22 protein-coding genes and 1 pseudogene are annotated in these 24,093 nt (G+C 60.9%); 9 read left to right on the top strand and 14 right to left on the bottom strand.

Annotated features, from left to right (window positions below; translation table 11 throughout):
* Positions 1 to 39: 39 nt before the first annotated feature.
* The 4 genes and pseudogenes from aspS to B0E42_RS31610 form a co-directional block, all read right to left on the bottom strand.
* The gene (aspS, locus tag B0E42_RS27460; RefSeq protein ID WP_014339921.1) at positions 40 to 1,815 is read right to left on the bottom strand and encodes an aspartate--tRNA ligase; all 1,776 of its coding nucleotides are present in this window, start codon (positions 1,813 to 1,815) and stop codon (positions 40 to 42) included.
* 75 nt (positions 1,816 to 1,890) lie between these two features.
* Entirely contained in the window at positions 1,891 to 2,112 is a 222-nt protein-coding gene (locus tag B0E42_RS27455) for an FmdB family zinc ribbon protein (protein WP_003178589.1), read from the bottom strand.
* A 207-nt stretch (positions 2,113 to 2,319) separates the two neighbouring features.
* Positions 2,320 to 2,661: a ribbon-helix-helix domain-containing protein gene (locus B0E42_RS27450; protein WP_018614259.1), complete on the bottom strand. Its 342-nt coding sequence runs from the start codon at positions 2,659 to 2,661 to the stop codon at positions 2,320 to 2,322.
* Between the two features lie 144 nt (positions 2,662 to 2,805).
* Positions 2,806 to 2,937: pseudogene (locus tag B0E42_RS31610) on the bottom strand (hypothetical protein); the annotation flags it as partial.
* A gap of 222 nt (positions 2,938 to 3,159) precedes the next feature.
* Here B0E42_RS31610 and B0E42_RS31660 point away from each other — a divergent pair.
* Positions 3,160 to 3,765 (top strand): cold-shock protein, encoded by a 606-nt coding sequence (locus B0E42_RS31660; protein WP_003205048.1) that lies wholly within the window; start codon positions 3,160 to 3,162, stop codon positions 3,763 to 3,765.
* Positions 3,766 to 3,840: 75 nt separating this feature from the next.
* Here the strand turns inward: B0E42_RS31660 and B0E42_RS27435 are convergent, their stop codons facing one another.
* Together B0E42_RS27435 and B0E42_RS27430 are read right to left on the bottom strand one after the other, a co-directional pair.
* Positions 3,841 to 4,047, bottom strand: a complete 207-nt coding sequence (locus B0E42_RS27435; protein WP_018614263.1) for a SlyX family protein — start codon at positions 4,045 to 4,047, stop codon at positions 3,841 to 3,843.
* Positions 4,048 to 4,050: 3 nt separating this feature from the next.
* Positions 4,051 to 4,476, bottom strand: a complete 426-nt coding sequence (locus tag B0E42_RS27430) for an HIT domain-containing protein (RefSeq protein WP_024618677.1) — start codon at positions 4,474 to 4,476, stop codon at positions 4,051 to 4,053.
* An 887-nt stretch (positions 4,477 to 5,363) separates the two neighbouring features.
* Here B0E42_RS27430 and B0E42_RS27425 point away from each other — a divergent pair.
* Positions 5,364 to 6,620 carry an OprD family porin gene (locus B0E42_RS27425; protein WP_077508527.1) on the top strand — a complete coding sequence of 419 codons (1,257 nt, stop codon included), beginning with the start codon at positions 5,364 to 5,366 and terminating at the stop codon, positions 6,618 to 6,620.
* A gap of 165 nt (positions 6,621 to 6,785) precedes the next feature.
* On the opposite strand, the gene B0E42_RS27420 is transcribed toward B0E42_RS27425, so the two are convergent.
* Entirely contained in the window at positions 6,786 to 7,628 is an 843-nt protein-coding gene (locus B0E42_RS27420; RefSeq protein WP_077508525.1) for a mechanosensitive ion channel family protein, read from the bottom strand.
* Between the two features lie 181 nt (positions 7,629 to 7,809).
* Positions 7,810 to 8,295, bottom strand: a complete 486-nt coding sequence (locus tag B0E42_RS27415; protein WP_003205057.1) for a YajQ family cyclic di-GMP-binding protein — start codon at positions 8,293 to 8,295, stop codon at positions 7,810 to 7,812.
* A gap of 142 nt (positions 8,296 to 8,437) precedes the next feature.
* On the opposite strand from B0E42_RS27415, the gene B0E42_RS27410 reads away from it, so the two are divergent.
* Genes B0E42_RS27410 through B0E42_RS27400 form a run of 3 tightly spaced genes read left to right on the top strand, consistent with a single transcriptional unit; the run spans position 8,438 to position 12,022 of the window.
* Positions 8,438 to 9,355, top strand: a complete 918-nt coding sequence (locus B0E42_RS27410) for a putative 2-dehydropantoate 2-reductase (protein WP_018614274.1) — start codon at positions 8,438 to 8,440, stop codon at positions 9,353 to 9,355.
* Positions 9,356 to 9,401: 46 nt separating this feature from the next.
* Positions 9,402 to 11,438: a HAMP domain-containing sensor histidine kinase gene (locus tag B0E42_RS27405; protein WP_018614275.1), complete on the top strand. Its 2,037-nt coding sequence runs from the start codon at positions 9,402 to 9,404 to the stop codon at positions 11,436 to 11,438.
* A gap of 2 nt (positions 11,439 to 11,440) precedes the next feature.
* On the top strand, positions 11,441 to 12,022 hold the full coding sequence (locus tag B0E42_RS27400) for a cob(I)yrinic acid a,c-diamide adenosyltransferase (protein WP_053181337.1): 582 nt from the start codon (positions 11,441 to 11,443) through the stop codon (positions 12,020 to 12,022).
* A gap of 147 nt (positions 12,023 to 12,169) precedes the next feature.
* Here B0E42_RS27400 and B0E42_RS27395 read toward each other — a convergent pair whose 3' ends face one another.
* The 4 genes from B0E42_RS27395 to secA all read right to left on the bottom strand — a co-directional run bounded on the left by B0E42_RS27395 (position 12,170) and on the right by secA (position 17,980).
* A complete protein-coding gene (locus B0E42_RS27395; protein ID WP_024618671.1) occupies positions 12,170 to 13,114 on the bottom strand; it encodes a Nudix family hydrolase in 945 nt (314 codons plus the stop codon).
* Positions 13,111 to 13,743, bottom strand: coding sequence for a glutathione S-transferase family protein (locus tag B0E42_RS27390; RefSeq protein ID WP_077508523.1), 633 nt, complete (start codon positions 13,741 to 13,743; stop codon positions 13,111 to 13,113). The genes B0E42_RS27395 and B0E42_RS27390 overlap by 4 nt, the downstream gene beginning before the upstream one ends.
* Positions 13,744 to 13,903: 160 nt before the next feature.
* A complete protein-coding gene (argJ, locus tag B0E42_RS27385) occupies positions 13,904 to 15,121 on the bottom strand; it encodes a bifunctional glutamate N-acetyltransferase/amino-acid acetyltransferase ArgJ (RefSeq protein ID WP_053181341.1) in 1,218 nt (405 codons plus the stop codon).
* Between the two features lie 123 nt (positions 15,122 to 15,244).
* Positions 15,245 to 17,980, bottom strand: a complete 2,736-nt coding sequence (gene secA / locus B0E42_RS27380) for a preprotein translocase subunit SecA (protein WP_018614282.1) — start codon at positions 17,978 to 17,980, stop codon at positions 15,245 to 15,247.
* Between the two features lie 307 nt (positions 17,981 to 18,287).
* On the opposite strand from secA, the gene B0E42_RS27375 reads away from it, so the two are divergent.
* A complete protein-coding gene (locus B0E42_RS27375; RefSeq protein ID WP_018614283.1) occupies positions 18,288 to 18,743 on the top strand; it encodes a DUF721 domain-containing protein in 456 nt (151 codons plus the stop codon).
* A 271-nt stretch (positions 18,744 to 19,014) separates the two neighbouring features.
* Here B0E42_RS27375 and B0E42_RS27370 read toward each other — a convergent pair whose 3' ends face one another.
* Positions 19,015 to 20,502 carry a helicase HerA-like domain-containing protein gene (locus tag B0E42_RS27370; protein WP_024619387.1) on the bottom strand — a complete coding sequence of 496 codons (1,488 nt, stop codon included), beginning with the start codon at positions 20,500 to 20,502 and terminating at the stop codon, positions 19,015 to 19,017.
* Between the two features lie 360 nt (positions 20,503 to 20,862).
* On the opposite strand from B0E42_RS27370, the gene B0E42_RS27365 reads away from it, so the two are divergent.
* The 3 genes from B0E42_RS27365 (at position 20,863) to B0E42_RS27355 (ending at position 23,890) form a co-directional block, all read left to right on the top strand.
* Positions 20,863 to 21,954 carry a glycosyltransferase family 1 protein gene (locus B0E42_RS27365; protein WP_077508521.1) on the top strand — a complete coding sequence of 364 codons (1,092 nt, stop codon included), beginning with the start codon at positions 20,863 to 20,865 and terminating at the stop codon, positions 21,952 to 21,954.
* A gap of 179 nt (positions 21,955 to 22,133) precedes the next feature.
* Positions 22,134 to 22,898, top strand: a complete 765-nt coding sequence (locus tag B0E42_RS27360) for a DUF2334 domain-containing protein (RefSeq protein ID WP_077508622.1) — start codon at positions 22,134 to 22,136, stop codon at positions 22,896 to 22,898.
* Complete coding sequence (locus B0E42_RS27355; protein WP_077508519.1) at positions 22,895 to 23,890, top strand: lysylphosphatidylglycerol synthase transmembrane domain-containing protein; 996 nt, start codon at positions 22,895 to 22,897, stop codon at positions 23,888 to 23,890. The genes B0E42_RS27360 and B0E42_RS27355 overlap by 4 nt, the downstream gene beginning before the upstream one ends.
* 4 nt (positions 23,891 to 23,894) lie before the next feature.
* Here the strand turns inward: B0E42_RS27355 and B0E42_RS31235 are convergent, their stop codons facing one another.
* Positions 23,895 to 24,068 carry a hypothetical protein gene (locus tag B0E42_RS31235; protein ID WP_003205087.1) on the bottom strand — a complete coding sequence of 58 codons (174 nt, stop codon included), beginning with the start codon at positions 24,066 to 24,068 and terminating at the stop codon, positions 23,895 to 23,897.
* Between the last annotated feature and the right edge of the window lie 25 nt (positions 24,069 to 24,093).

Below are 24,093 nucleotides of genomic sequence, written 5' to 3'. Positions count from 1 at the left end.
AAAGGCGCATCCGAAGATGCGCCCTCTCAGGTGCCAGCCTTACTCAGCCTTTGGCTGTTCACGCAGACGAATGTGCAACTCGCGCAATGCCTTGGCATCCACCACACCCGGCGCCTGGGTCATGACATCGGCCGCGCTCTGGGTTTTCGGGAACGCGATCACTTCACGGATCGACTGGGCGCCGGTCATCAGCATCACCAGGCGGTCCAGGCCGAAGGCCAGGCCACCGTGGGGCGGCGCACCATACTTCAGGGCGTCGAGCAGGAAGCCGAACTTCTCTTCCTGCTCGGCTTCGTTGATGCCCAGCAGGCGGAACACGGCCTGTTGCATTTCCTTGCGATGGATACGGATCGAACCGCCACCCAATTCGGTGCCGTTCAGGACCATGTCGTAAGCGCGCGACAGAGCGGTGGCCGGGTTGGCCTCCAACTCTTGCGGCGAGCACTTCGGCGCAGTGAACGGGTGGTGCAGCGCGGAGAAGCTGCCGTCGTCGTTTTCTTCGAACATCGGGAAGTCAACGACCCACATTGGCGCCCATTCGCAAGTCAGCAGCTTCAGGTCGTGACCCAGCTTGATGCGCAGCGCGCCCAGGGCTTCGCTGACGATCTTGGCCTTGTCGGCACCGAAGAACACGATGTCGCCGTCAACCGCGCCCACGCGATCGAGGATCACATTGAGGTTGGCTTCAGGGATGTTTTTCACGATCGGCGATTGCAGGCCATCAACACCCGCGGCGCGCTCGTTGACCTTGATGTAGGCCAGGCCCTTGGCACCGTAGATGCCGACGAACTTGGTGTAGTCGTCGATCTGCTTGCGCGGCATGCTGGCTCCGCCAGGAACGCGCAGGGCCGCGATACGGCATTTCGGGTCGTTGGCCGGGCCGCTGAACACCTTGAAATCCACTTCCTTGAGCTGGTCGGCCACGTCCACCAGCTCCAGCGGGTTACGCAGGTCTGGTTTGTCGGAACCGTAGCGGCGCATGGCCTCTTCGAAGGTCATGTGCGGGAACTCGCCGAATTCCAGACCCAGCACTTCCTTGAACAGGTTGCGGATCATGCCTTCGGTCAGGCCCATGATGTCTTTTTCGTCGAGGAAACTGGTCTCGATGTCGATCTGAGTGAACTCAGGCTGACGGTCGGCACGCAGGTCTTCGTCACGGAAGCACTTGGCGATCTGGTAGTAGCGATCGAACCCGGCGACCATCAGCAGTTGCTTGAACAGCTGTGGCGATTGCGGCAAGGCGAAGAAGCTGCCGGGGTGGGTACGGCTCGGCACCAGGTAGTCGCGAGCGCCTTCCGGCGTGGCGCGGGTCAGGATCGGCGTCTCGACGTCGAGGAAGCCGTTCTCGTCCAGGTAACGACGGATGCTGGTGGTCATGCGCGAACGCAGGCGCAGCTTCTCGGCCATTTCCGGGCGACGCAGGTCGATGAAGCGGTAGCGCAGGCGGGTTTCTTCGCCCACGTCGGAGTATTCGTTGAGTGGGAACGGCGGGGTTTCCGATTCGTTGAGCACTTCCAGCTCGTAGCCCAGCACTTCGATCATGCCAGACGCCATGTTGGCGTTGCCGGCGCCAGCCGGGCGCAGACGCACCTTGCCGGTGACCTTGACCACATATTCGCTGCGCACGCGGTCGGCGGCGGCGAAGGTTTCAGCGCGGTCCGGATCGAACACCACCTGGGCCAGGCCTTCACGATCACGGATATCGAGGAAAATCACCCCGCCATGGTCACGGCGACGATGGACCCATCCGCAAAGAGTAACTTCCTGACCTTCCAGGCTTTCGTTCAGTTGGCCGCAATAATGGCTGCGCATCATGGTAGTGGTTTCACTTCTCGTAATTCGAAATTCGGTTGGAGGACCTGCCCGTGCAAGCACTCGCGCGTGTTCAACTCAATCAGCTTTGTCGCCACCGGCCAGATTCTTCTTGGCGCCGGTCTTGAAGTCGGTTTCATACCAGCCTGTGCCGCCGAGGCGGAAACCAGGCATGGACAGCATCTTTTTCAGTTCCGGCGCCTGGCAGGCAGGGCAGTCGACCAGCGGTGCCGCGCTGATCTTTTGAATGGCTTCCATCTGATGACCACAGGAAGCACATTGATAGTCGTACATCGGCATGGGGTTGTCTCGGCGATCAGGTTACTCGCGCAAAGGCTGGGCTTTGCGGCAAAGAGCGAGATTATATCCATTAAATGCGGCCTGTGCAGCCGTAAGACCGCGCGTAGGAGCTGACGAGTGCAACGAGGCTGCGATCTTGCCCCAGAGACTTGAGTCGCAAGCGAGAAATCAAGATCAAGATCAAAAGATCGCAGCCTTCGGCAGCTCCTACGCCCCACCATGATCCATCCCGGCTTCCTTCAAACTGTGCACCACGCAAACCACACGCACCAGTGCGCTGAAATTGCGCACCCCGCCATGGCGCAGGTGCACCTCCCTGTCCACATGGGACAGCAACGTACTGATGGAGCAGCTGTTGAGCTGGGCCATGTCACCGAGGATATCCCAATAGACCTGCTCCAGCCGCAGGCAGGTGGCGAACCCGTTCAGACGAATGGATCGGGCCAGGGGACGCGCCAGCTGCATGTCGAACCCCCTGACGAACGGATCGACGCGGATGGACTGAAAGCGCCCATGCACACCCTCCCCCGGTTCTTTTCCTTGAATCATACCGTTGACACTCCTTTGCCATACGAACCTCTCAGTTGGAACACTCCATCTGTGGCTCTATGGAAGCTCAACGGCATCGCCAGTTCCAGACGACTTTATGACCGTGGACGTAGGACAAGCCAACAGTAGGCAGGCGACGAATTACGCCGTCCTACACGCCGCACGCTGGGAATGTGGCCCACGCCACGTCATCACTTGCCGGATCATGTCTTCGGCACCCGGCACACCTTCCTCTTCTTTAATAGAAGACAGGCGCGCATACACCGAGTAAGCACCGGCGGGGCTTTTCTGGCCGACGAACAGCGCGGTACGCGCCCGTAACGCGTTTGAGAAGGCCGGGGCTTTGCTGTTAAATAGGCAGTGTGTCGCTACGCCTATTTTTCCGGGCGTAACGCATAGGCTGATTCGGGTACGTGTCCAACGCCTCTCATTGTTTCGAAGCGAACCGTCCCCGACCCGCTCTTCCTTGTGATCTGTCTTAACCGTGAGCCAATCAAAATGTTGAAAATCGTCCACTTGCTAATGGGCGCAGCTGCCCTGCTGCTGTCCTTCATCCCTAGCCTGGGTTCCGAAGCCACACCTTACCTGCAACACCCCGATGCACTGTACCTGGCCTTTTTCGGCCTGCTCAACCTGACCCTTGCACCCGTCATCCCTTACTGGAACAAAGGTCCACGTCACCAACTGCAAAACCTGGTCAGCGCCCTGCTGGTGCTGGCCGTTGCCCTGCAAACCCTGGCCCTGCTGGCGCCTATGCCGGAAATCGGCGGTCAACCGGCCATTCTGTTCAGCCTGGGCGCAGCACTGCTCGCCGTGGCACTGCACCTGGCCGTCAGCTTCTACAAGAAGTCGTCGCCGGCCGCCGCTGCGCAGAACTACGACATGTCCAACCGCGATACCGGCACGGTGAAGTGGTTCAACACGTCCAAAGGGTTCGGCTTCATCTCCCGCGACTCCGGCGATGATATTTTCGTGCATTTCCGGGCCATTCGTGGCGAAGGCCATCGCGTCCTGGTGGAAGGCCAGCGTGTGGAGTTCTCCGTGATGAACCGCGACAAGGGCCTGCAGGCCGAAGATGTGATCGCCGCGCTGCCGCGCCGCTGATCCAAGCGTAAAAAACCGCGATGCAGCCTGGCTGCTCGCGGTTTTTTATTGCCCATCAATCGGGAATCGGGCAAGTCAGTAGTGAGGCGGCGGCGCCTCTTCTTCGAACGACTCGAACTGCCCGACCATCTCTTCCTGGCGCTTGAGCAACGCCGCCATCTGCAGCTGCAGACGCTCGACGACCCGCTGCTGCTCGACCAGCACATCGTTCAACGCCTGGATGGTGTCATCCTGAAACGCCAAGCGGCTTTCCAGATCGGTTACACGGTCTTCAAGGTTCATGGTTCAGCCCTCCAGAAACTTGAAATCATCGGTCAAGGCCACTCGCAACCGTTCACGAATAGCCGTGACCTGCCCTGCATTATAAGGCTGGGCCGGGTGCTTGCCCCAGACAGGCGCAGGCCAGGCGGCGTCATCCCGTTTGCGCACGATGACGTGCATGTGCAATTGACTGACAACGTTACCTAAGGTTGCAACGTTCATCTTGTCGGCATCGAACGAATCCTTGAGGGTTTCGGCCAGCGCCGTGGTTTCTTTCCACAGTTGCTGTTGATCAGCGTCATCCAATTGAAATAATTCGCTGATATCTTCCCGCCGCGGCACGAGGATGAACCACGGATAATTCGAATCGTTGGACAAGAGCAACCGGCACAGCGGGAAATCGCCGATGGGCAATGTGTCTTGTTGCAGTCGTGGATCTAAAGCAAACACCGCGCGTACTCCTCGCTCGTTATCGGTTCTGCCCGGTTTGGCGGCCCGCAGGCCTGCATCGGACTCAGGTGCGCAGCATACCCGCGAACGCCGAATCGATCACGGCGTACCGTCCTGATGCTCGTCCTGCGAAGTTTTTTCAACACACAGCATCAACCTGTGCAAGCTGACGCACCAACACAGCGCAGGCGGCACCACACCGTCCTGACAGGACCGTGCCAGGGGCCCAGGCAAGGCTTCGACGTTGTAAGATTTTCGTACAACCGGAAAATTTTCTGCACCAAAACAGCACAGTGCGTCTACGCTCAGTGCACAGAGCATCCGTGATTTACTCACTGGGTAGGGTGAACCGGTAACGTTTTTGGTGGTCTCGCCACGTTTATGGGCGTCAATCACGAGAGCCGCACACGAGTCAACCCTATTTAAAACAAGGCCTTTGGAGCCCGGTTTCATGAGGTTTCACCGCGTCAACCGGTCAAATGTGAAAAAAATGTAAACAAAATTCGGGTTTGAGCATGCTTGTTGCAAGCATACTCGCACTGTCCAAAGGTCTCGCCGGAAGCGAGAACCTGCCGACATACAAATTAAAGTGGCAAGGCTGCCCACAGGAGCTTCAAGCGCGGTAATGACGGACTCTTTACACCGATGCCGGAAAGAAAAAACAACATTAAAGTTGTGAATACGGTTGCGTCGGATCAGCTGAAATGCGACATGGATCGAGCCATTGGCGACACGGTCGTAAAGAAGCTGAAAGGTTGAATGGGCAAGTATCGCCAAAGAATGTCGACGTGATATAAGTTTGCGCCGACACAAAAAGAAAGAGCCGCCCAGATAAAAAAACAGGTGGGACGGCAGTACTCTTCTAAAAACCAAAGGAGCAAATCACGATGCGCGTGATGAAGTGGAGCATGATCGCACTGGCTGTATCGGCCAGTACCTCGCAGTTCGCAATGGCCTCTTCCCAGGAAGAATCCAAGGGCTTTTTTGAAGATCAGAGCTTGAATGTTCTGAGCCGCATGCTGTACATGAACCGCGACTTCAAGAACGAAGTAAGCACTCGTCAAAGTTATCGTGAAGAAGCCGGCCTTGGCGTACGTGCCACGTACGAATCGGGCTTCACCCAAGGTACCGTTGGTGTAGGCGCCGATGCCTTCGCATTCGGCTCCGCCCGTTTCGACGGCAGTGCTGGTCGTGCCGGTAACGGTCTGTTCGCCCAGCAAGACGATGGCGACCTGGAACACACCCAATCGAAGGCTGGCGGCGCGGTTAAGTTCCGTCTGTCCGACACTGTCTTGAAATACGGTAATCAAGTGGTTGCCAGCCCGGTTTTCTCTACTGACGACAGCCGTCTGCTGCCAGAAGTTGCTACCGGTACGCTGATCACCAGTAAAGAAATCAAAGGCTTGGAGCTGAGCGCAGGTCATTTCAACGCCATCAGTTCGCAAACTGGCATGGGTGATGACGGCCTTGACCTGACATCCGCTGATATCGTCGGCGCAACCTACCAGTTCACCGACAATTTCGTAGCCGGTGTAGCGGCTTCCGATGTTGAAGATCACTACAAAAAGAAATACATCAACCTGAACTACACCCTGCCGATCAACGAAGATCAGTCCCTGAACTTCGACTTCAACGGCTATGACAGCCAGGACCAAGGCCAGAAGCTCAGCGGCGACGTTGACAACCGCATCTGGTCCCTCGCAGCAGCCTATGCCATCGGCGCCCACAAATTCACCCTGGCTCACCAGCGCTCCACCGGTGACACCGGCTACGTCTACGGCACTGACGGCAACGGCACTATCTTCCTCGCCAACTCCATCCAGTACTCCGACTTCAACGGTCAGGACGAGCGTTCCTGGCAGGCGCGCTACGACCTGAACATGAAAACTTACGGCGTTCCTGGCCTGAGCTTCATGACCCGTTATGTCACCGGTGACAACATCTCCACCGCTGACGGCGAAGCAAAAGAGCACGAGTGGGACTTCGAAACCAAGTACGTTATGCAAAGCGGTCCAGCCAAAGACCTGTCGTTCCGTGTTCGTAGCGCGTTCTACCGCGCTAACAGCTCTTATTCCGACAGTACCGGTAACCGCGACAACAACGACTTCCGCTTCATCGTCGAATACCCACTGAGCATCTTGTAATTCAGTGCTAGTTCGATAGCTGCACCCGCAACAAACAAAAACCGCTCACCTGATCCAGGTGAGCGGTTTTTTTGTATCTATTGCAACGCCCGCTTTAACACAACTTGTTAAATAGCAAGCTAACTAAACATAACCTGACCCCAGTGCCAAGTTATCGTCGAATCGTTATTGCGCTGGCCCTTCCTGAACGACCCGAATCACGCGCTGTGGAAACGGAATATCAATGCCCGCGTCCTTCAAGCGATCCCGCGCCTGTTCATTGAGCATGAACATCACGCTCCAATAGTCCGCCGTCTTGACCCAGATACGCAGCGACACCGTGATGGAGCTGTCGCCGAGCATGGAAATCACCGCTTCAGGTGCCGGATCCGCCAGCACGCGCTCATCCTTGGCCAGCGCCAGCAACACTTCCCGGGCCTTTTGCAGGTCGGCCTGGTAATCCACGCCGACATCAAACACCACCTTGCGGGTCGGCTGGCGGTTGGTGTTGGTGATGATGCCGTTCGACAGATTGCCGTTTGGCACGATCACGGTCTTGTTGTCACCGGTGCGAATCACGGTGTGGAAGATCTGGATGCTGTCGACCGTACCGGCCACACCCTGGGCTTCGATCCAGTCACCAATGCGGAATGGGCGGAACAGCAGGATCAGTACGCCACCGGCGAAATTCGCCAGGCTGCCTTGCAAGGCCAGGCCAATGGCCAGGCCGGCGGCACCGATGGCGGCGACGAACGAAGTGGTTTCCACACCGATCATCGAAGCGACGCTGACGATCAGCAAAATCTTCAGGATGATGTTGGCCAGGGTACTGATAAACCCTTGCAGTGCCAGGTCGGCGTTACGCAAGGCCAGCAACGCACCCAGTTTCTGCGTCACTTTGTTGATCAACCACCAGCCGATGGCCAGGGTGATGACCGCCAGCAGCACGCGGCTGCCGTATTCCATGATCATGGGGATCCAGGTCTGGGAAGCCTTGACCAGGTTGTCCACTTCAGCATTCAAATCCATCTTTCTCTCCTATTCCTGTTGCACGCGGCATTTTGTGGCGAGGGGATTTATCCCCGCTGGGCTGCGCAGCAGCCCTAAATCAACTCAATCTTCCTGGCACACCGAGTTGTCTGGTTTGGGGGCTGCTGCACAGCCCAGCGGGGATAAATCCCCTCGCCACAATGTTTAATACAATCCAGTATCAGTCGCGGAAGTTGTTGAATTGCAGCGGCATGCCGAATTCCTTGCCGCGCAGTGCGGCAATGGCTTCCTGCAAGTCGTCACGCTTCTTGCCGGTGACCCGCACTTGCTCGCCCTGGATGGCGGCTTGCACCTTGAGTTTGGCGTCCTTGATATGAGCGACGATCTTCTTCGCCAGTTCCTTGTCGATGCCTTCCTTGAGCACGGCTTCCTGTTTCATCAGCTTGCCGGAGGCATAGGCGTCCTTGACCTCAAGGCACTGCACGTCGATCTTGCGCTTGACCAGCGCCAGCTTGAGGATCTCGATCATCGCCTCGAGCTGGAAATCGGCCTCGGCAGTCAGGTTCACGGTCAGGTCTTTTTCCTTGAACTCGAAACTGCCCTTGCCCTTGAGGTCATAACGACGGTCGAGTTCCTTGACGGCGTTTTCAACCGCGTTGGTGACTTCGTGTTTGTCCAGTTCGGATACCACGTCGAATGACGGCATGTAGTGTTCTCCAAATAAAAAGGCGCGCCAGTATCAACGGCGCGCACTTGGCTTGTGGTTAAAATCGGGCTCATTATAACGGCTCTTTTCCTGCCGACACTGCGAGCCCTCAGATGCCTGCGCCAATCCGAGTAAAAAACTGATGTCCACTACCTGGCATGTCCTCGGGGCCGGCAGTCTCGGCACGTTGTGGGCCACGCGCCTGGCCCGGGCCGGGTTGCCGGTGCGGCTGGTGCTGCGCAACGAAGCCCGCTTGCAGGCCTACCGCAGCGCCGGCGGCCTGACGCTGGTGGAACAGGGACAGGCGCAGAGCTACCCGATACCTGGCGAAACGGCGGACAGCCCGGAACCGATCAGGCGCCTGCTATTGGCCTGCAAAGCCTACGACGCGGAAGCGGCCGTGGCCTCGGTGGCCCATCGCCTGGACGCCGAATCGGAACTGATCCTGTTGCAGAACGGCCTCGGCAGCCAGGACGCAGTAGCCAACTGTGTGCCCCAGGCCCGTTGCATCAGCGCTTCCAGCACCGAAGGCGCGTTCCGCGACGGTGATTGGCGCGTGGTGTTCGCCGGCCACGGCTACACCTGGTTGGGCGACCCCGCGCACCCGGTGGCACCGTTCTGGCTGGACGACCTGAGCGCCGCCGGCATTCCCCACGAATGGAGCGCCGACATCCTCACCCGGCTCTGGCGCAAACTGGCGCTCAACTGTGCAATCAATCCGCTGACCGTACTGCACCACTGCAAGAATGGCGGCTTGCAGGAACACCGTTGCGAAGTGGCGACCCTGTGCGTGGAACTCACCGACCTGCTCGAACGTTGCGGCCAGCCTGCGGCTGCCGAAGACTTGCAGCCGGAAGTCGAACGGGTGATCCAGGCCACGGCCGCCAATTACTCCTCGATGTACCAGGATGTCGCCAATCGGCGCCGCACCGAAATCAGCTACTTGCTCGGTTACGCCTGCAAGGTCGCCCAACGCCACGAGCTGACCGTGCCGCACCTGGAGCAACTGCGCCAGCGACTGATTGCCCACTTGCACAACCTCGCATTGCCCAGCGACTGAGCAGCGGCTACGCTGGCCCTCGTGTTCCTTTTTAGCGACGAGTCTGATGCCATTGCGCCAGCGCCTTGAAAACCTCCCGGTCGGCCAGAAACTGCTGGCTGCCCTGTTGGTGTTGTTGACCACTGTCCTGCTGGTGGCCAACCTGACCTTTATCAGCGCCGCCTACTACATCTCCCAGGAAAGCATGGCGCCCCAGGCCCTGCAGACCATTGGCCGACTGGTGGCCAATCCGAGCCTGATCTCCGACGCCCTGCAATCGCCACAAAATGCCCAGCGCTTGCTCGATGAGCTCAACAGCTATGCACCGCTGCGGGCGGCGGCGCTGTATGACGGCCAGGGCGAACGCCTGGCACAACTGCAACAGGGCGAAAAGCTCAAGCTGCCGGACCATTACCGCAACATGCAGGCCTGGCAGGCCGGTGAGTTTCGCAGCAACCAGGTCATTACCCTGCCCCGTCCCGGCACGGCGCCTGGCCATCTGTTGCTGGTGGCCAGCAGTGAATTGCCGACCGCGTTCTACACCGGCACCCTGACCGCCAGCCTCGGCATCCTGATTTTCAGCGTGTTGCTGTGGTTGATCATTGCCCAGCAGATCAAGCGCCTGATCACCCAGCCGATTCATCAGCTTGAAGAACTGTCACGCCAGGTCACCCGCGAAGAAAACTATGCCCTGCGTGCCGCACGCGGCAACCACGATGAGATCGGTAGCCTGGCCGAGGCGTTCAACACCATGTTGTCGCGGATCGAAGCCCGGGAACAGCAACTCAAGCGCGCGCGGGACGACTCCCAGGCCGCCTACGACCAGGCCCAGGGCCTGGCGGAAGAAACCCGCCATACCAATCGCAAGCTGGAGCTGGAAGTCCAGGTGCGCAGCAAGATCGAGAAAAAGCTCACCGGCTTTCAGAATTACCTCAACAGCATCATCGACTCCATGCCCTCGGCGCTGATCGCCCTCGACGAGCAACTCTACGTCACCCAATGGAACCAGGAAGCCAGCGCCCTCTCCGGCACACGGCTGGACGAGGCGCTGAACCAGCCGATCTTCCTCGCTTTCGAACCGCTCAAGCCGTACCTGCCCCAGCTCAAGCAGACCGTCGAGCAACATACGGTCGCCAAGATCGAACGCGTCACCTGGACCAAGGACGACGAAGCCCGCCACTACGCCCTCACGTTCTACCCACTGATGGGCGGTGCCGGACGTGGCGTGGTCATCCGGATCGATGACATCACCCAGCGCCTGTCGCTGGAAGAAATGATGGTGCAATCGGAGAAAATGCTCTCGGTCGGCGGCCTCGCGGCGGGCATGGCCCATGAGATCAACAACCCCCTGGGCGCCATCCTGCACAACGTGCAGAACATCCGCCGACGCCTGTCGCCGGAATTGCCGAAGAACCTCGAACAGGCCGAACAATTGGGTATCCCGTTGGAGGAGGTCAATCGCTACCTCCAGGGTCGGGAGATCCCGCAGTTGCTCGACGGCATCCAGCAAGCCGGCGCCCGAGCGGCAAAAATCGTCACCCATATGCTCAGCTTCAGCCGGCTCAGCACGCGGCAGATGGCACCCTGCGACCTACCGGCGCTGATCGACCAGGCGGTAGAAATCGCCGGTAACGACTTCGACCTGGCGATCGGTTTCGACTTCAAGGGCCAAGCGATCATCCGCCAGTTCGATCCGAACCTGGGCCCGGTGCCCGGCACGGCCAACGAACTGGAACAGGTGCTGCTCAACCTGCTGAAAAACGCCGCCCAGGCGATCCATCAACGCCAGGACGACAGCGAACCGGGACGCATCGTCCTGCGCACGCGGTTGAACCCGCCATGGGCGGAAATCCAGGTCGAGGACAACGGCATCGGCATGAGCGAGAACGTGCGCAAACGCACCTTCGAGCCATTTTTTACCACCAAGGAGATCGGCCAAGGCACAGGCCTTGGGTTGTCGGTCTCGTACTTCATCATCACCAATAACCACAAGGGCCAGATGGAAGTGCAGTCGGCGCCGGGCCAAGGCACCTGCTTCACCTTGCGCCTGCCGCTGGCCGGCACGTCGATGGTGCCGCAGGAACACAAACAATTGGAGCGCTGAGCATGGGTTTTCGCCTGTCGAAGATTTACACCCGCACCGGCGACAAGGGTGAAACCGGGTTGGGCGATGGTCGCCGCGTGGCAAAGGACCACCCACGGGTCGAGGCCATCGGCGAAGTGGATACGCTGAACAGCCAGCTGGGCTTATTGCTGGCCGGGCTCGCCGCTGAAACGGCCCGATACCCGGCGCTAAAGGAAGTCAGTGAAGTGCTGGGGCCTTGTCAGCATCGCTTGTTCGACCTCGGTGGTGAACTGGCGATGCCGGCCTACCAGGCCTTGAACGTGGCGGAAATCGAGCGGCTGGAAGCGGCGATCGACGTGTGGAACGAGGAATTGGGGCCCCTGGAAAACTTCATCCTGCCCGGTGGTTCGACGCTGATCGCCCAGGCCCATGTCTGCCGCAGCCTGGCCCGCAGCGCCGAGCGCCGTTGCCAGCAACTGAACGCGGTGGAACCGCTGGCCGGGCCGGGGCTGGCCTATATCAATCGATTGTCGGATCTGCTGTTCGTGGCCGCACGGGTCATTGCCCGGCGGCAAGGGGTGGCGGAAGTGCTTTGGGTGGCGGCGGCCAAGCCTGGGAATTGATCAGAGAGGTGTATTGCCTGTCAGGCCGCCTTCGCGAGCAAGCCCGCTCCCACAGGGGATCTGCGGCAGGCACACATTCTGTGCCTGGCAGAAATCTACTGTGGGAGCGGGCTTGCTCGCGAAGAGGCCAGCAGTCACACCACACCATCAAGCCTCAGGCCAAAACGCCCGAATCCCCGCCACACCCTGCGCCCCGGTCTCCCAGGCTTTTTGCCGCTCGCCGGGCCCGACCCCACCCAACAGATAGACCGGCCTGTTGAAGCCCTCGATCAACCGCGCCGCCTCTGCCCACCCCAACGGCTGTGCGTCAGGATGGGTCTGGGTCGGTTGCACCGGCGAGAGCGTCACGAAGTCCACGTCCATCTGCTGTGCCAGGGAGAGTTCTTCGGCGTTATGGCAGGAGGCCGCCAGCCAGCGGTCCTTGCCGAACGGGCGACCGGCCGCGGCATGCTTGCGCAGTTGCGCGGCGGTAATGTGCCAACCGGCGGAGGGAAAATCCCCCAGCCATTCGAACGGCCCCTTGAGCATCAGTTGGGCCTTGCCGGCACACAACCCCACCGCATCCACCGCCAGATCGCGGTATTTCGGGTCGTAGCCACCGGGGGCACGCAGTTGGACCAACTTGATCCCGCCGGCAATCGCCTTCTGCATACCCCGCAGCAAGGCCGGCGTCTCCAGGCCTTCAGGGGTAATCAGGTACTCACCCGGCAAACGGGCCGCCGCGACGATCGGCTGATTGGCCGCCGGAAACGCATAGTTCGTCAGGTCGCGGGCCGTCACCCAAGCCAACGGCTGCCCTTCGGCACCGTGAGGCTCGCCAGTGAAGGCCGAGACTTCCCAGACATCCAGCAACACCTGTTTGTCCGGGTAGTCGTGACGCACCTTGATCAACGGCCGGGCGGCACCGACAACGATACCCAGTTCCTCATGAAGCTCGCGGGCCAGGGCGGTTTCGACGGACTCGTCGGCCTCGACCTTGCCACCGGGGAATTCCCACAGGCCGCCCTGGTGCTGGGTGTCGGCCCGTCGGGCGATCAGGATTTTACCGGCGGCATCGCGGATGACCGCTGCCGCCACATGGACTCGTTTCACCGCGCAGTGTCCTCCAGGCCAGCCTGTTGCCACGCCTTGAACGCTGGCCATTGATATAGGGTTTCGACGTAGGCCTCATCGACCTCCGACAGTTTCACCTGATAAGTGCGCAAGCGCACGGCAACAGGGGCAAAAAACACGTCGGCCAGGCTGATGCGGCCAAACAGGTAGGGACCGGCTTCGGTCGCCGCGGCACGGCATTCGGCCCACAGCGCCAGCATCCGCTGGATTTCCGCCTGCACATCAGATGGCATCGGCGACAACGGCGCATCGTGCAGCAGGTCCATGGGCATGTGGCTGCGCAGGGCGAAAAAACCGCTGTGCATCTGTGCACAGGCCGAGCGTGCCTGGGCCCGGGCGGCCACATCCTTGGGCCAGAGATTAGCCTCGGGAAACTGTTCAGCCAGGTATTCGGCAATCGCCAGGGAATCGGCGATCACGCCGAACTCGGTCTTGAGTAACGGGACCTTGGCCGTGGCCGAATACTTGAGCAGCTTCTCGCGGGTGTCGGGCTGGTCGAGCCTGACCAGCTCTTCGGTGTATTTCGCGCCGGTCAGCGCCAGGGCCAGCGCGCCGCGCAGGGACCAGGAAGAAATGCGTTGGTCGCCGATGATCAGGTGCAGGCTCATGTGGATTCCTTTCTTGTGGTTTTGTAGAGGCCGTACTGGCGCCTTCGCGAGCAAGCCCGCTCCCACAGGGGATTGGTGGTGTGAGGACTTTCTCAGTCACCCAACAGATCCCTGTGGGAGCGAGCCTGCTCGCGATAGGAGCGACTCGGTCCCGAGCGGATTAAGTCCGGTACTCAGCGTTGATCTTGACGTACTCGTGGGACAGATCGGTGGTCCAGATGGTTTCGCTGCAATCACCCCGTCCCAGCTCGATACGGATGGTGATTTCTTCCTGTTGCATGACCGCCGCGCCCTGGGCTTCGGTGTAGGTCGCAGCACGAGCACCTTGGCTGGCGATGCAAACTTCGCCGAGGAACACGTCGATCTTGCTCACGTCCAGCTCAGGCACGCCGGCACGGCCCACGGCGGCGAGGATGCGGCCCCAGTTCGGGTCGGAGGCGAACAGCGCGGTCTTGATCAGCGGCGAGTGGGCCACGGTGTAGCCGACATCCAGGCATTCCTGGTGATTGCCACCGCCATTGACCTGCACGGTCACGAACTTGGTCGCGCCTTCGCCGTCACGCACGATAGCCTGGGCCACTTCCATGCACACTTCGAACACCGCCTGCTTGAGGGCGGCGAACAGCGCGCCGCTGGCCTCGGTAATCTCCGGCAGGTTGGCCTGGCCAGTGGCGATCAGCATGCAGCAATCGTTGGTGGAGGTATCACCGTCGATGGTGATGCGGTTGAACGACTTGTTGGCACCGTCGAGCATCAGGTCTTGCAGCACCTGGCGCGAGACTTTGGCGTCGGTGGCGATGTAGCCGAGCATGGTCGCCATGTTCGGACGGATCATGCCGGCGCCTTTGCTGATACCGGTGACGGTGATGGTCACGCCATCGTGCTCGAACTGGCGGCTCGCGCCCTTGGGCAAAGTGTCAGTGGTCATGATGCCGGTGGCGGCCGCAGCCCAGTTGTTCTCCGACAGGTCATCAAGGGCGGCTTGCAGCGCGCCTTCGATCTTCTCGACCGGCAGCGGTTCGCCGATCACGCCGGTGGAATACGGCAGCACCTGGCTGGCGTCAACGCCGGTCAGTTCCGCCAGCTTGGCGCAGGTGCGCTCGGCGGCGGCCAAACCTGGCGCACCGGTGCCGGCGTTGGCGTTACCGGTGTTGGTCAACAGGTAACGCACCGGCCCCTGCACGCGTTGCTTGGCCAGGATGACTGGAGCGGCACAGAAGGCGTTGAGGGTGAACACGCCAGCCACCGTCGAGCCTTCGGCGCAACGCATGACCACGACATCCTTGCGCCCGGGGCGCTTGATGCCCGCCGAAGCAATACCGAGTTCAAAACCGGCAACCGGGTGCAACGTTGGCAACGGACCAAGACCAACAGCCATGAATGCGCTCCTAAATGAGATGTCTATCGACGCCGTCCTCATCGGGACGGCGATTGAAAATGGCAAAACGCCGCGACGGATAGAATCCGGTCGCGGCGCGGGTGGTTCAGCGTTGGAACGGGTTTATTGGATCTGCCCGTGGCAATGCTTGTATTTCTTGCCCGAACCGCAATAGCACAGTTCGTTACGGCCCAGCTTCTGCTCGTTGCGCACCGGTGCGGTCGCCAGGGCGACATCCACATCGACGCCCTCTTCGGCGACCACTTCCAGGCCCGGGGCCTCGGCGTGTTCGAACTGCATGCGGGCAGCCAGGGCTTCGGCTTCCTGACGCAGGCGAGCTTCTTCTTCGGCCGGGTCTTCGCGGCGAACCTGAACGTGGGACAGCACACGGATCGAGTCGCGCTTGATCGAATCGAGCAATTCGGAGAACAGCGTGAAGGACTCGCGCTTGTACTCCTGCTTCGGGTTCTTCTGGGCGTAACCACGCAAATGGATACCGTGACGCAGGTGGTCCATGGTCGACAGGTGGTCTTTCCACAGGTCGTCCAGTACTCGCAACACAATCTGCTTCTCGAAGGAGCGCAGCGCCTCGGCGCCCGCCTGGTCTTCCTTCTCGTTGTAGGCAGCGATCAGTTCGGCCAGCAGTTTCTCGCGCAGGGTTTCTTCGTACAGGTGATCGTCTTCGTCGAGCCATTGCTGGATCGGCAATGCCACGCCGAAGTCGCTCTGCAAGGCGGCTTCCAGGCCGGCGACGTCCCACTGTTCCGGCAGCGACTGCGGCGGGATATGGGCGCTGACAGTGGCGTTGAGCACGTCCTGGCGGAAATCGGCGATGGTTTCGCCAATGTTGTCGGCGGCCAACAAACTGTTACGCATGTGATAGATCACTTTACGCTGTTCGTTGTTGACGTCGTCGAACTCCAGCAGTTGCTTGCGGATATCGAAGTTGCGGCCTTCGACCTTGCGCTGGGCTTTCTCGATGGCGTTGGTCACCATGCGGTGCTCGATCGCCTCGCCTGGCTGCATGCCCAGGGCCTTCATGAAGTTCTTCACCCGGTCAGAGGCGAAGATGCGCATCAGGCTGTCTTCCAGGGACAGGTAGAAACGGCTGGAACCGGCGTCGCCCTGGCGACCGGCACGACCACGCAACTGGTTGTCGATACGACGCGATTCGTGACGCTCGGAAGCGATCACCTGCAAACCGCCGGACTCGAGTACCTGCTGGTGACGCTTCTGCCAGTCGGCCTTGATCTGCGCGATCTGCTCAGGCGTAGGGTTTTCCAGGCTGGCGACTTCCACTTCCCAGTTGCCGCCCAACAGGATGTCGGTACCACGACCGGCCATGTTGGTGGCGATGGTCAGCGCACCCGGGCGACCGGCCTGGGCGATGATCTCGGCTTCCTTCTCGTGGAACTTGGCGTTGAGGACCTTGTGCTCGATGCCTTCCTTGTTGAGCAGGGCGGACATGTGCTCGGAGGTCTCGATGGTGGCGGTACCCACCAGGATCGGACGGCCCTGGGCCATGCATTCCTTGATGTCGTTGATGATCGCCGCGTATTTCTCATCGGCGGTCAGGAACACCAGGTCGTTATAGTCTTTACGGGCCAGCGGCTTGTTCGGTGGAATCACCATCACTTGCAGGCCGTAGATCTGGTGGAATTCGAACGCTTCGGTGTCCGCGGTACCGGTCATGCCGGACAGCTTGTTGTACAGGCGGAAGTAGTTCTGGAAGGTGGTGGAGGCCAGGGTCTGGCTCTCGGCCTGGATGTTCAGGCCTTCCTTGGCTTCGATGGCCTGGTGCAGGCCTTCGGACAGGCGACGGCCCGGCATGGTACGACCGGTGTGTTCGTCCACCAGCACGACCTGGCCGTCCTGCACGATGTATTCAACGTTGCGATGGAACAGCTTGTGGGCACGCAGGCCGGCATAGACGTGGGTCAAAAGGCCCAGGTTATGGGCCGAGTACAGGCTCTCGCCTTCGGCCAGCAAACCGATACGGGTGAGCATTTCCTCGACAAACTGGTGACCCGCTTCGTTGAGCTCGACCTGACGGGTCTTCTCGTCAACGGTGTAGTGCCCGGCCTGGGTCACTTCGCCTTCGACTTCCTCGACGTGCAACTTGAGCTGCGGGATCAGCTTGTTGATCTCGATGTACAGCTTGGAGCTGTCCTCGGCCTGACCGGAAATGATCAGCGGGGTACGGGCTTCGTCGATGAGGATGGAGTCGACTTCGTCGATCACGGCAAAGTTGAGTTCACGCTGGAATTTTTCTTCCATGCTGAACGCCATGTTGTCGCGCAGGTAGTCGAAACCGAATTCGTTGTTGGTGCCGTAGGTGATGTCGGCGGCGTAGGCGGCGCGCTTCTCTTCCGGCGGCTGGAACGGCGTGACGACGCCGACGCTCAGGCCGAGGAATTCGTAGAGCGGGCGCATCCAGTTGGCGTCGCGGCGGGCCAGGTAGTCGTTGACCGTCACCACATGCACGCCCTTGCCGGACAGCGCGTTGAGGTAGACACCCAGGGTCGCCACGAGGGTCTTGCCCTCACCGGTACGCATTTCGGCGATCTTGCCTTCGTGCAAGGTCATGCCGCCGATCAACTGGACGTCGAAGTGGCGCATGCCCATGACCCGCTTGCCGGCTTCACGGGCGACCGCAAAGGCTTCGGGCAGGAGTTGGTCAAGGGTTTCCCCCTTGGCGATGCGGTCCTTGAATTCGGCAGTCTTGGCGCGTAACTGATCGTCCGAAAGGGCCACCATTTGCTCTTCGAAGGCATTGACAGTCTGTACCGTCTTGAGCATGCGTTTGACTTCACGCTCGTTCTTGCTTCCAAAAAGTTTCTTTAACAAAGGCGCAAACATATCGGCAGGATCTTCCACACTAAAGGGATGGAGGGCGGCCCCGTGAGTCGCCCGTGCAGCCCTCATGGCCGCATGCGAACGAGCATTCTACCCGGAAACGATGGAGAGGAAAGTGGCGTTATTCCACGATGCTGGCACAGCGCTGTGACGGGGCTTGCTTAAAATAAGGGCTTTTGCGCGAACTTCAACCCACAAAGCGCAGAAGTTACTTATTGATTGTGCAGCTAAAAGCCACTGGGCGAGAGGGTCGAGGCGCATCCGGTGCTTTCTGCTACCATGGTGCCTCTGTCACTTGCGGTATTCATTCATGGCCTTTCGCCCTCTTCCAGCCAAGGCGCCCGCCGTTCTGCTGCGCGAAGCCAAGCCGCTGAAAGCCATCTTCGGCCACGCCAAACGCCTGGGTCACTTGCAACGCCTGCTCGACAGCCAATTGCAACCGGCCGCGCGCGAACATTGCCACGTGGCGTCCTGGCGCGAAGGCAGCCTGCTGCTGATCGTCACCGACGGCCACTGGGCCACACGCCTGCGCTACCAGCAAAAACGCCTGCTGCGCCAACTCCAGGCGTTCGAAGAATTCGCCAACCTGACGCGGATCCTGTTCAAGGTACAACCGCCCACCGTCCAGGTCGGCGCCAAGGGGCACACGCTGGATTTGTCCACCGACGCCGCCGCGACCATTCAAGCCACGGCGGATGGCATCAGCGATCCCAACCTGCGGGCGGCGCTGGAGCGGTTGGCGGCGCATGCGCGGCCCAAGGATTGAGATTTTCGGCGCCTGTTGAATCGCTTTCGCGAGCAAGCCCGCTCCCACAGTGGATCTAGGCGAACACAAATTTTGTGTCTGGCAGAAACCCACTGTGGGAGCGAGCCTGCTCGCGATGGCGGCAGATCAGCCAGCCTATTTTTCGCCTGCTAAACCGTCTTCGCGAGCAAGCCCGCTCCCACAGTGGATCTGCAGCGGGCACACATTCTGTGTCTGGCAAAAATCTACTGTGGGAGCGGGCTTGCTCGCGAAAGGGGCGACTCGGTCCTGACTACCGGCGCTTGCTGCCCCCCAGCAACGACCCCATCAACCCACGCACCAATTGCCGGCCCAACTGATTGGCCGCCTGGCGCATCGCCGATTTAAGCGCCTGGCCGGCCGCGGTGCCGAGGAACTCGCCGGCCTTTTCGGTGAAGCTCGGTTCTTCCGCCGTCGGCTTGCCCGGCGCCTCTTCGGCCTGCGGTTCCAGCCCTTTGCGGCCCATCAGCACTTCATAGGCTGATTCACGATCAATGGGTTTGTCATAGCGTCCTTGCAACGGCGAACTAGCGATCAACCCGGCGCGTTCGGCCTCGCTCAGCGGCCCGATGCGCGATTGCGGTGGCGCCACCAGCACGCGCTGGACCACTTCCGGCGTGCCTTTTTCCTGCAAGGTGCCCACCAGGGCTTCACCGATGCCCAGTTCGGTCAGCACCGCCAGGGCATCGAATTGCGGGTTGGGCCGGAAACCGTCAGCCACCGCCCGCAGGGATTTCTGCTCCTTGGCCGTAAAGGCCCGCAACCCGTGCTGGATGCGCAAGCCCAACTGCGCCAGCACGTCGTCCGGCAAGTCGCCCGGCGACTGGGTCACGAAATACACCCCGACGCCCTTGGAACGGATCAGCCGCACCACTTGCTCCAGGCGCTCCTGCAAGGCCTTGGGCGTCCCGGCAAAGAGCAGGTGCGCCTCATCGAAGAACAGCGCCAGCAACGGCTTGTCCGCATCACCGCGCTCAGGCAACTGCTCGAACAGCTCGGCCAGCAGCCACAACAGGAATGTCGCGTAGACCTTCGGCGCTTCGTGGACCAGGCGGCTGGCGTCGAGCAAGTGGATGCGGCCACGGCCATCGCTGGCCGGTTGCAGGATGTCTTCGAGCTGCAAGGCCGGCTCGCCGAACAACGCATCCGCACCCTGCTGTTCCAAAGTGGACAAGCGTCGCAACAACGCCTGGCTGGAGCCCGTGGTCATCAGCGCCGCGTCGTCCCCCAGCAACTCAGGGTTGTCCTTGAGATGGTTGAGCAGCGCTTTCAGGTCCTTGAGGTCCAGCAGTAACAAGCCTTCGCGGTCGGCCACCTTGAACGCGGCGTAGAGCGCCGACTGCTGGCTGTCCGTCAGTTCCAGCAGGCTGCCGATCAACAACGGACCCATTTCACTCAAGGTGGTGCGCAGTGGATGACCGGACTGGCCGTGGATATCCCACAAGGTCACCGGATAAGCCTGGGGCTTGTGGTTGAGCCAAGGCATGCCGGCGATACGCTCGGCGATCTTGCCTTGGGGGTTGCCGGCCGCGCCGAGGCCGCACAGGTCACCCTTGATGTCCGCCGCGAACACCGCCACGCCGGCATCGCTGAACATTTCGGCCAGGCGCTGCAAGGTGACGGTCTTGCCGGTACCGGTGGCGCCCGCCACCAGACCATGACGATTCGCCAGGCGCATGGCCTGGGCGATGGGCTGGCCGCTAAGGTCGGCGCCGATAATGAGTTGCGATGAGTCAGGCATGTGGTCACCCGTGGTGTTTGCGATATGACGCCATTTTGCACGCTTATATAAAAGCATGTCTGGCGCATTAAGGCTTGAATGCACAGTCAACACTGTATTTGGCCGGACCTATGTGGCGAGGGGATTTATCCCCGCTGGGCTGCGCAGCAGCCCTAAAGCAGCGTACTCCATCATCCTGGCACACCGAGTTGCATGGTTTGGGGCCGCTTCGCGGCCCAGCGGGGATAAATCCCCTCGCCACAGGAATCTGCATGACCGCTACGTCACCACAACCCCAACCGAACATCTATTCTTACTAAAGGTCAACACAGGAGAACACTGACCGGAGGGACGTTCATCGTGCATATAGCGGACATAACCATGTTCTACGCCCCCGCCAGCGGAGGCGTGCGCACTTATCTGGATGCCAAGCACCGGCGCCTGGGCGATCGGCCCGGTATTCGCCACAGCCTGCTGATTCCCGGCGCGCATTTGAGCGTGCATGACGGAGTCTACAAGGTTCCAGCCCCAGCACTGCCATTCGGCAAGGGCTACCGCTTCCCCCTTCGCCTGGCCCCCTGGCGCAATGTCCTGCGCGATCTACAGCCCGATCTGATTGAAGTCGGCGATCCCTACCTCACGGCCTGGGCCGCGCTGGATGCCCGTCGCCAGCTCGACGTCCCCGTCATCGGTTTCTATCACTCCGACCTGCCACTGCTGGTCAGCAACCGCATGGGCAACTGGTTCACCCCCAACATCGAAGCTTATGTCAGCAAGTTGTACGGCAATTTCGACCGGGTCCTGGCGCCGAGCCAGGTCATGGCCGACAAACTGACCGGGTTGGGGGTCAAGAACGTCTTCGTGCAACCGTTGGGCGTCGACCTGCAAACCTTCAACCCGGCCGCCCGCGACCCGGAGCTGCGCGCCGAGCTGGGCATCGCCGAAGACACGCGCCTGCTGATTTTCGCCGGGCGCGGCTCCAAGGAAAAAAACCTGCCGGTGCTGCTCAAGTGCATGAAGCGCCTGGGCGAGCGCTACCACTTATTGTTGGTGGGCTCGTCGATGCCCGCCGTGGTGCCGGACAACGTCACGGTGGTCGATGAATTCTGCCCGGCGCCACAAGTCGCCCGGCTCATGGCCAGCGCCGATGCCCTGCTGCACGCTGGCGACCAGGAGACCTTCGGCCTGGTGATTCTCGAAGCCATGGCCAGCGGTATTCCGGTCGTGGCAGTGGCGGCCGGGGCTTTCACTGAAATCGTCGATGAAAACTGCGGCCTGCTGTGCACACCCAACAATCCACAGGCCATGGCCAATGCCGTGCGGCAACTGTTTGCCGAAGGCTGCCAGCGCCGTGGTGTGCTGGCGCGCCAGCATGTGGAGCAGCATTACGCCTGGGATACCGTGGTCAACAGCTTGCTGGGGCACTACTACGCCGTGCTCGGCGGGCAGATGCCACTGCTGGCCAATGGTTGAGGCGAGGTCCGTGTCGATGAATCATTCGCCCAGTGTCCTGTTTCGCAAATACGTTTCTTTCTTGGCGAGTGGCTGTTGTCGTCAGGCAAGGCGCCGCGACGAGTCATAGCCCGCTATGGCGAGGAGCGGCAACGCAGCATGACGACAACAGACACCGTCAAAAAGGAACAGTATTTGTGATACAGGACACTAGCGTGCTCCTGGTGCTGCATGACGTGGCACCGCAAACCTGGCCCGACTACCAGCCCTTCGTCGAAGCCGTTGACGCCCTCGGCCAGGTGCCGATGACCTGGTTGGTGGTGCCGGACTTTCACCGCAACAATGCCTTGGAGGCTGACCCCGGCTTTCGACGCCTGCTCGACAGCCGGGTCGAGCGCGGCGACGAACTGGTGTTGCATGGCTACTACCATTGCGACGACGGCCCTGCCGCCCGCCACCCCAAGGAGTGGTTCATGCGCCGGGTCTATACCCATGAGGGGGAGTTCTACAACCTGTCCGAGGCCGCCGCCCTCGCCCGCCTGCGCGCCGGTATCGAAACCTTTGAACGCTACCACTGGCCACTGGAGGGTTTCGTCGCCCCGGCCTGGCTGATGAGCGAAGGCACGCGCCAGGCCTTGCGCCAGTTGCCGCTGAGCTACACCAGTGACACCCAACACCTTTATCGCCTGCCTGACTTCACCGCCATCGATGCGCCGGGGCTGGTCTGGAGTGCCCGCAGCGCCTGGCGCCGTGGCCTGTCGAAAGTCATCAGCGACCAACGCGAACAGCGCTGGCGCCAGGCCCCGGTGATTCGCCTGGGCCTGCACCCGGTGGACATGCGCCATGCCTTTTCCCGGGACTATTGGCTGCGCACCCTCGAACGCCTGCTCAACGACGGTCGCATACCCATGACCAAAGTCGACTGGCTGGCGACCCAGGGGCTGCGGGTCAGCAGCGCCGCATGAAACGGCTGATCTGGCTGGGTGCCGCCCTGCTCACGGCGCTACTGGTGCCGCTGCTGGTCGGCGGCGGGGAAATGTGGTCGCGGGTGCAGCGCTTTCCGTTGTCGCTACTGCTGGCCATGCTCGGCATGATCGTGCTGTGCTGGGGCTTGAACTCCGTGCGCTTGCGCCTGCTGCTGGGGGAGCACCGTGGGCGCATCGGCGGGCTGAAAAGCATCGGCGTGGTGATGTCCACCGAGTTCGCCATGTGCGCGACGCCCGGTGGCAGTGGCGGCCCGCTGACGCTGATGGCCCTGCTGGCGCGCAACGGCGTGCGCCCGGCCCATGGCAGCGCGGTGTTTGCCATGGATCAGTTGAGCGACTTGCTGTTCTTCCTCTGCGCCTTGGTGGGTATTCTGTTTTACGCGCTGTTCCAGAACCTCAGCCAGCGCATGGAATGGATGCTGGCGTTAAGCGCGATTTCATTGTTTGGCGGGTTGTTCGGCTGCGTGCTGGTGGCCCGGTATCACCGCAGATTGATTCTGCTGGGTGCTCGACTGCTGCGCCACCTGCGCGTAAAAACCGTCACCCGTCGACGCTGGGCGCGCAAGATCCTGAGCTTTCTGGCGGCGTTCACCGACACCTTGAAGTTGCCGCGACAGACGCTGTTCCAGGTCTTCGGCCTGACCTGCCTGCATTGGGCGCTGCGCTACAGCGTGTTGTACCTGGCATTGAGGGGACTGGGGGCGGATTTGCAGTGGGCCTGGAGTTTCCTGATCCAGATGCTGTCCCTGAGTGCGGGACAGTTCAGCCTGCTGCCGGGCGGCGCCGGGGCGGCCGAATTGACGTCGGCGGCGCTGCTGGCACCCATGGTGGGCAAATCCACCGCAGCGGCGGCGATCCTGATCTGGCGGGCGGTGACCTATTACTTTTATCTGGTGGCCGGCGGGCCGGTATTCTTCCTGATGGTCGGGCGACCGTTGCTCAAGAAACTGATCAGGCTCAGGCAGGCCTGACGTATCACGGCTTCTGTTCGGGCTCGTCCTGGGGATGCAGTTGCTCCCACAATTGGGCGGCATCGGGAAACTCAGTGCCGTCCTCCGGGCCCAACGCATCTGGGTCATAGCGGCTGAGGCAGCCCTCGCCCAGGGTCGCCGGCGCCTTGGAGGTGGCTTTGTCCAATGGATCGGTCATGGCGCGAGCGTCTCCCTTGAACTGT

Source organism: Pseudomonas sp. A25(2017) (genome assembly GCF_002001065.1).
In the GTDB taxonomy this organism is placed as follows: Bacteria; Pseudomonadota; Gammaproteobacteria; order Pseudomonadales; family Pseudomonadaceae; genus Aquipseudomonas; species Aquipseudomonas kilonensis.
The sequence above is the reverse complement of the archived record's forward strand: the minus strand, read 5'-3'. Positions and strand labels throughout refer to the sequence as shown.

What these genes read in the sequence shown, in the direction of transcription:
- aspS (WP_014339921.1), bottom strand. Translation starts at nt 1,815, where the DNA reads ATGATGCGCAGCCATTATTGCGGCCAACTGAACGAAAGCCTGGAAGGT.
- B0E42_RS27455 (WP_003178589.1), bottom strand. Translation starts at nt 2,112, where the DNA reads ATGCCGATGTACGACTATCAATGTGCTTCCTGTGGTCATCAGATGGAA.
- B0E42_RS27450 (WP_018614259.1), bottom strand. Translation starts at nt 2,661, where the DNA reads ATGATTCAAGGAAAAGAACCGGGGGAGGGTGTGCATGGGCGCTTTCAG.
- B0E42_RS31660 (WP_003205048.1), top strand. Translation starts at nt 3,160, where the DNA reads ATGTTGAAAATCGTCCACTTGCTAATGGGCGCAGCTGCCCTGCTGCTG.
- B0E42_RS27435 (WP_018614263.1), bottom strand. Translation starts at nt 4,047, where the DNA reads ATGAACCTTGAAGACCGTGTAACCGATCTGGAAAGCCGCTTGGCGTTT.
- B0E42_RS27425 (WP_077508527.1), top strand. Translation starts at nt 5,364, where the DNA reads ATGCGCGTGATGAAGTGGAGCATGATCGCACTGGCTGTATCGGCCAGT.
- B0E42_RS27420 (WP_077508525.1), bottom strand. Translation starts at nt 7,628, where the DNA reads ATGGATTTGAATGCTGAAGTGGACAACCTGGTCAAGGCTTCCCAGACC.
- B0E42_RS27415 (WP_003205057.1), bottom strand. Translation starts at nt 8,295, where the DNA reads ATGCCGTCATTCGACGTGGTATCCGAACTGGACAAACACGAAGTCACC.
- B0E42_RS27410 (WP_018614274.1), top strand. Translation starts at nt 8,438, where the DNA reads ATGTCCACTACCTGGCATGTCCTCGGGGCCGGCAGTCTCGGCACGTTG.
- B0E42_RS27405 (WP_018614275.1), top strand. Translation starts at nt 9,402, where the DNA reads ATGCCATTGCGCCAGCGCCTTGAAAACCTCCCGGTCGGCCAGAAACTG.
- B0E42_RS27400 (WP_053181337.1), top strand. Translation starts at nt 11,441, where the DNA reads ATGGGTTTTCGCCTGTCGAAGATTTACACCCGCACCGGCGACAAGGGT.
- B0E42_RS27390 (WP_077508523.1), bottom strand. Translation starts at nt 13,743, where the DNA reads ATGAGCCTGCACCTGATCATCGGCGACCAACGCATTTCTTCCTGGTCC.
- argJ (WP_053181341.1), bottom strand. Translation starts at nt 15,121, where the DNA reads ATGGCTGTTGGTCTTGGTCCGTTGCCAACGTTGCACCCGGTTGCCGGT.
- secA (WP_018614282.1), bottom strand. Translation starts at nt 17,980, where the DNA reads ATGTTTGCGCCTTTGTTAAAGAAACTTTTTGGAAGCAAGAACGAGCGT.
- B0E42_RS27375 (WP_018614283.1), top strand. Translation starts at nt 18,288, where the DNA reads ATGGCCTTTCGCCCTCTTCCAGCCAAGGCGCCCGCCGTTCTGCTGCGC.
- B0E42_RS27370 (WP_024619387.1), bottom strand. Translation starts at nt 20,502, where the DNA reads ATGCCTGACTCATCGCAACTCATTATCGGCGCCGACCTTAGCGGCCAG.
- B0E42_RS27365 (WP_077508521.1), top strand. Translation starts at nt 20,863, where the DNA reads ATGTTCTACGCCCCCGCCAGCGGAGGCGTGCGCACTTATCTGGATGCC.
- B0E42_RS27355 (WP_077508519.1), top strand. Translation starts at nt 22,895, where the DNA reads ATGAAACGGCTGATCTGGCTGGGTGCCGCCCTGCTCACGGCGCTACTG.
- B0E42_RS31235 (WP_003205087.1), bottom strand. Translation starts at nt 24,068, where the DNA reads ATGACCGATCCATTGGACAAAGCCACCTCCAAGGCGCCGGCGACCCTG.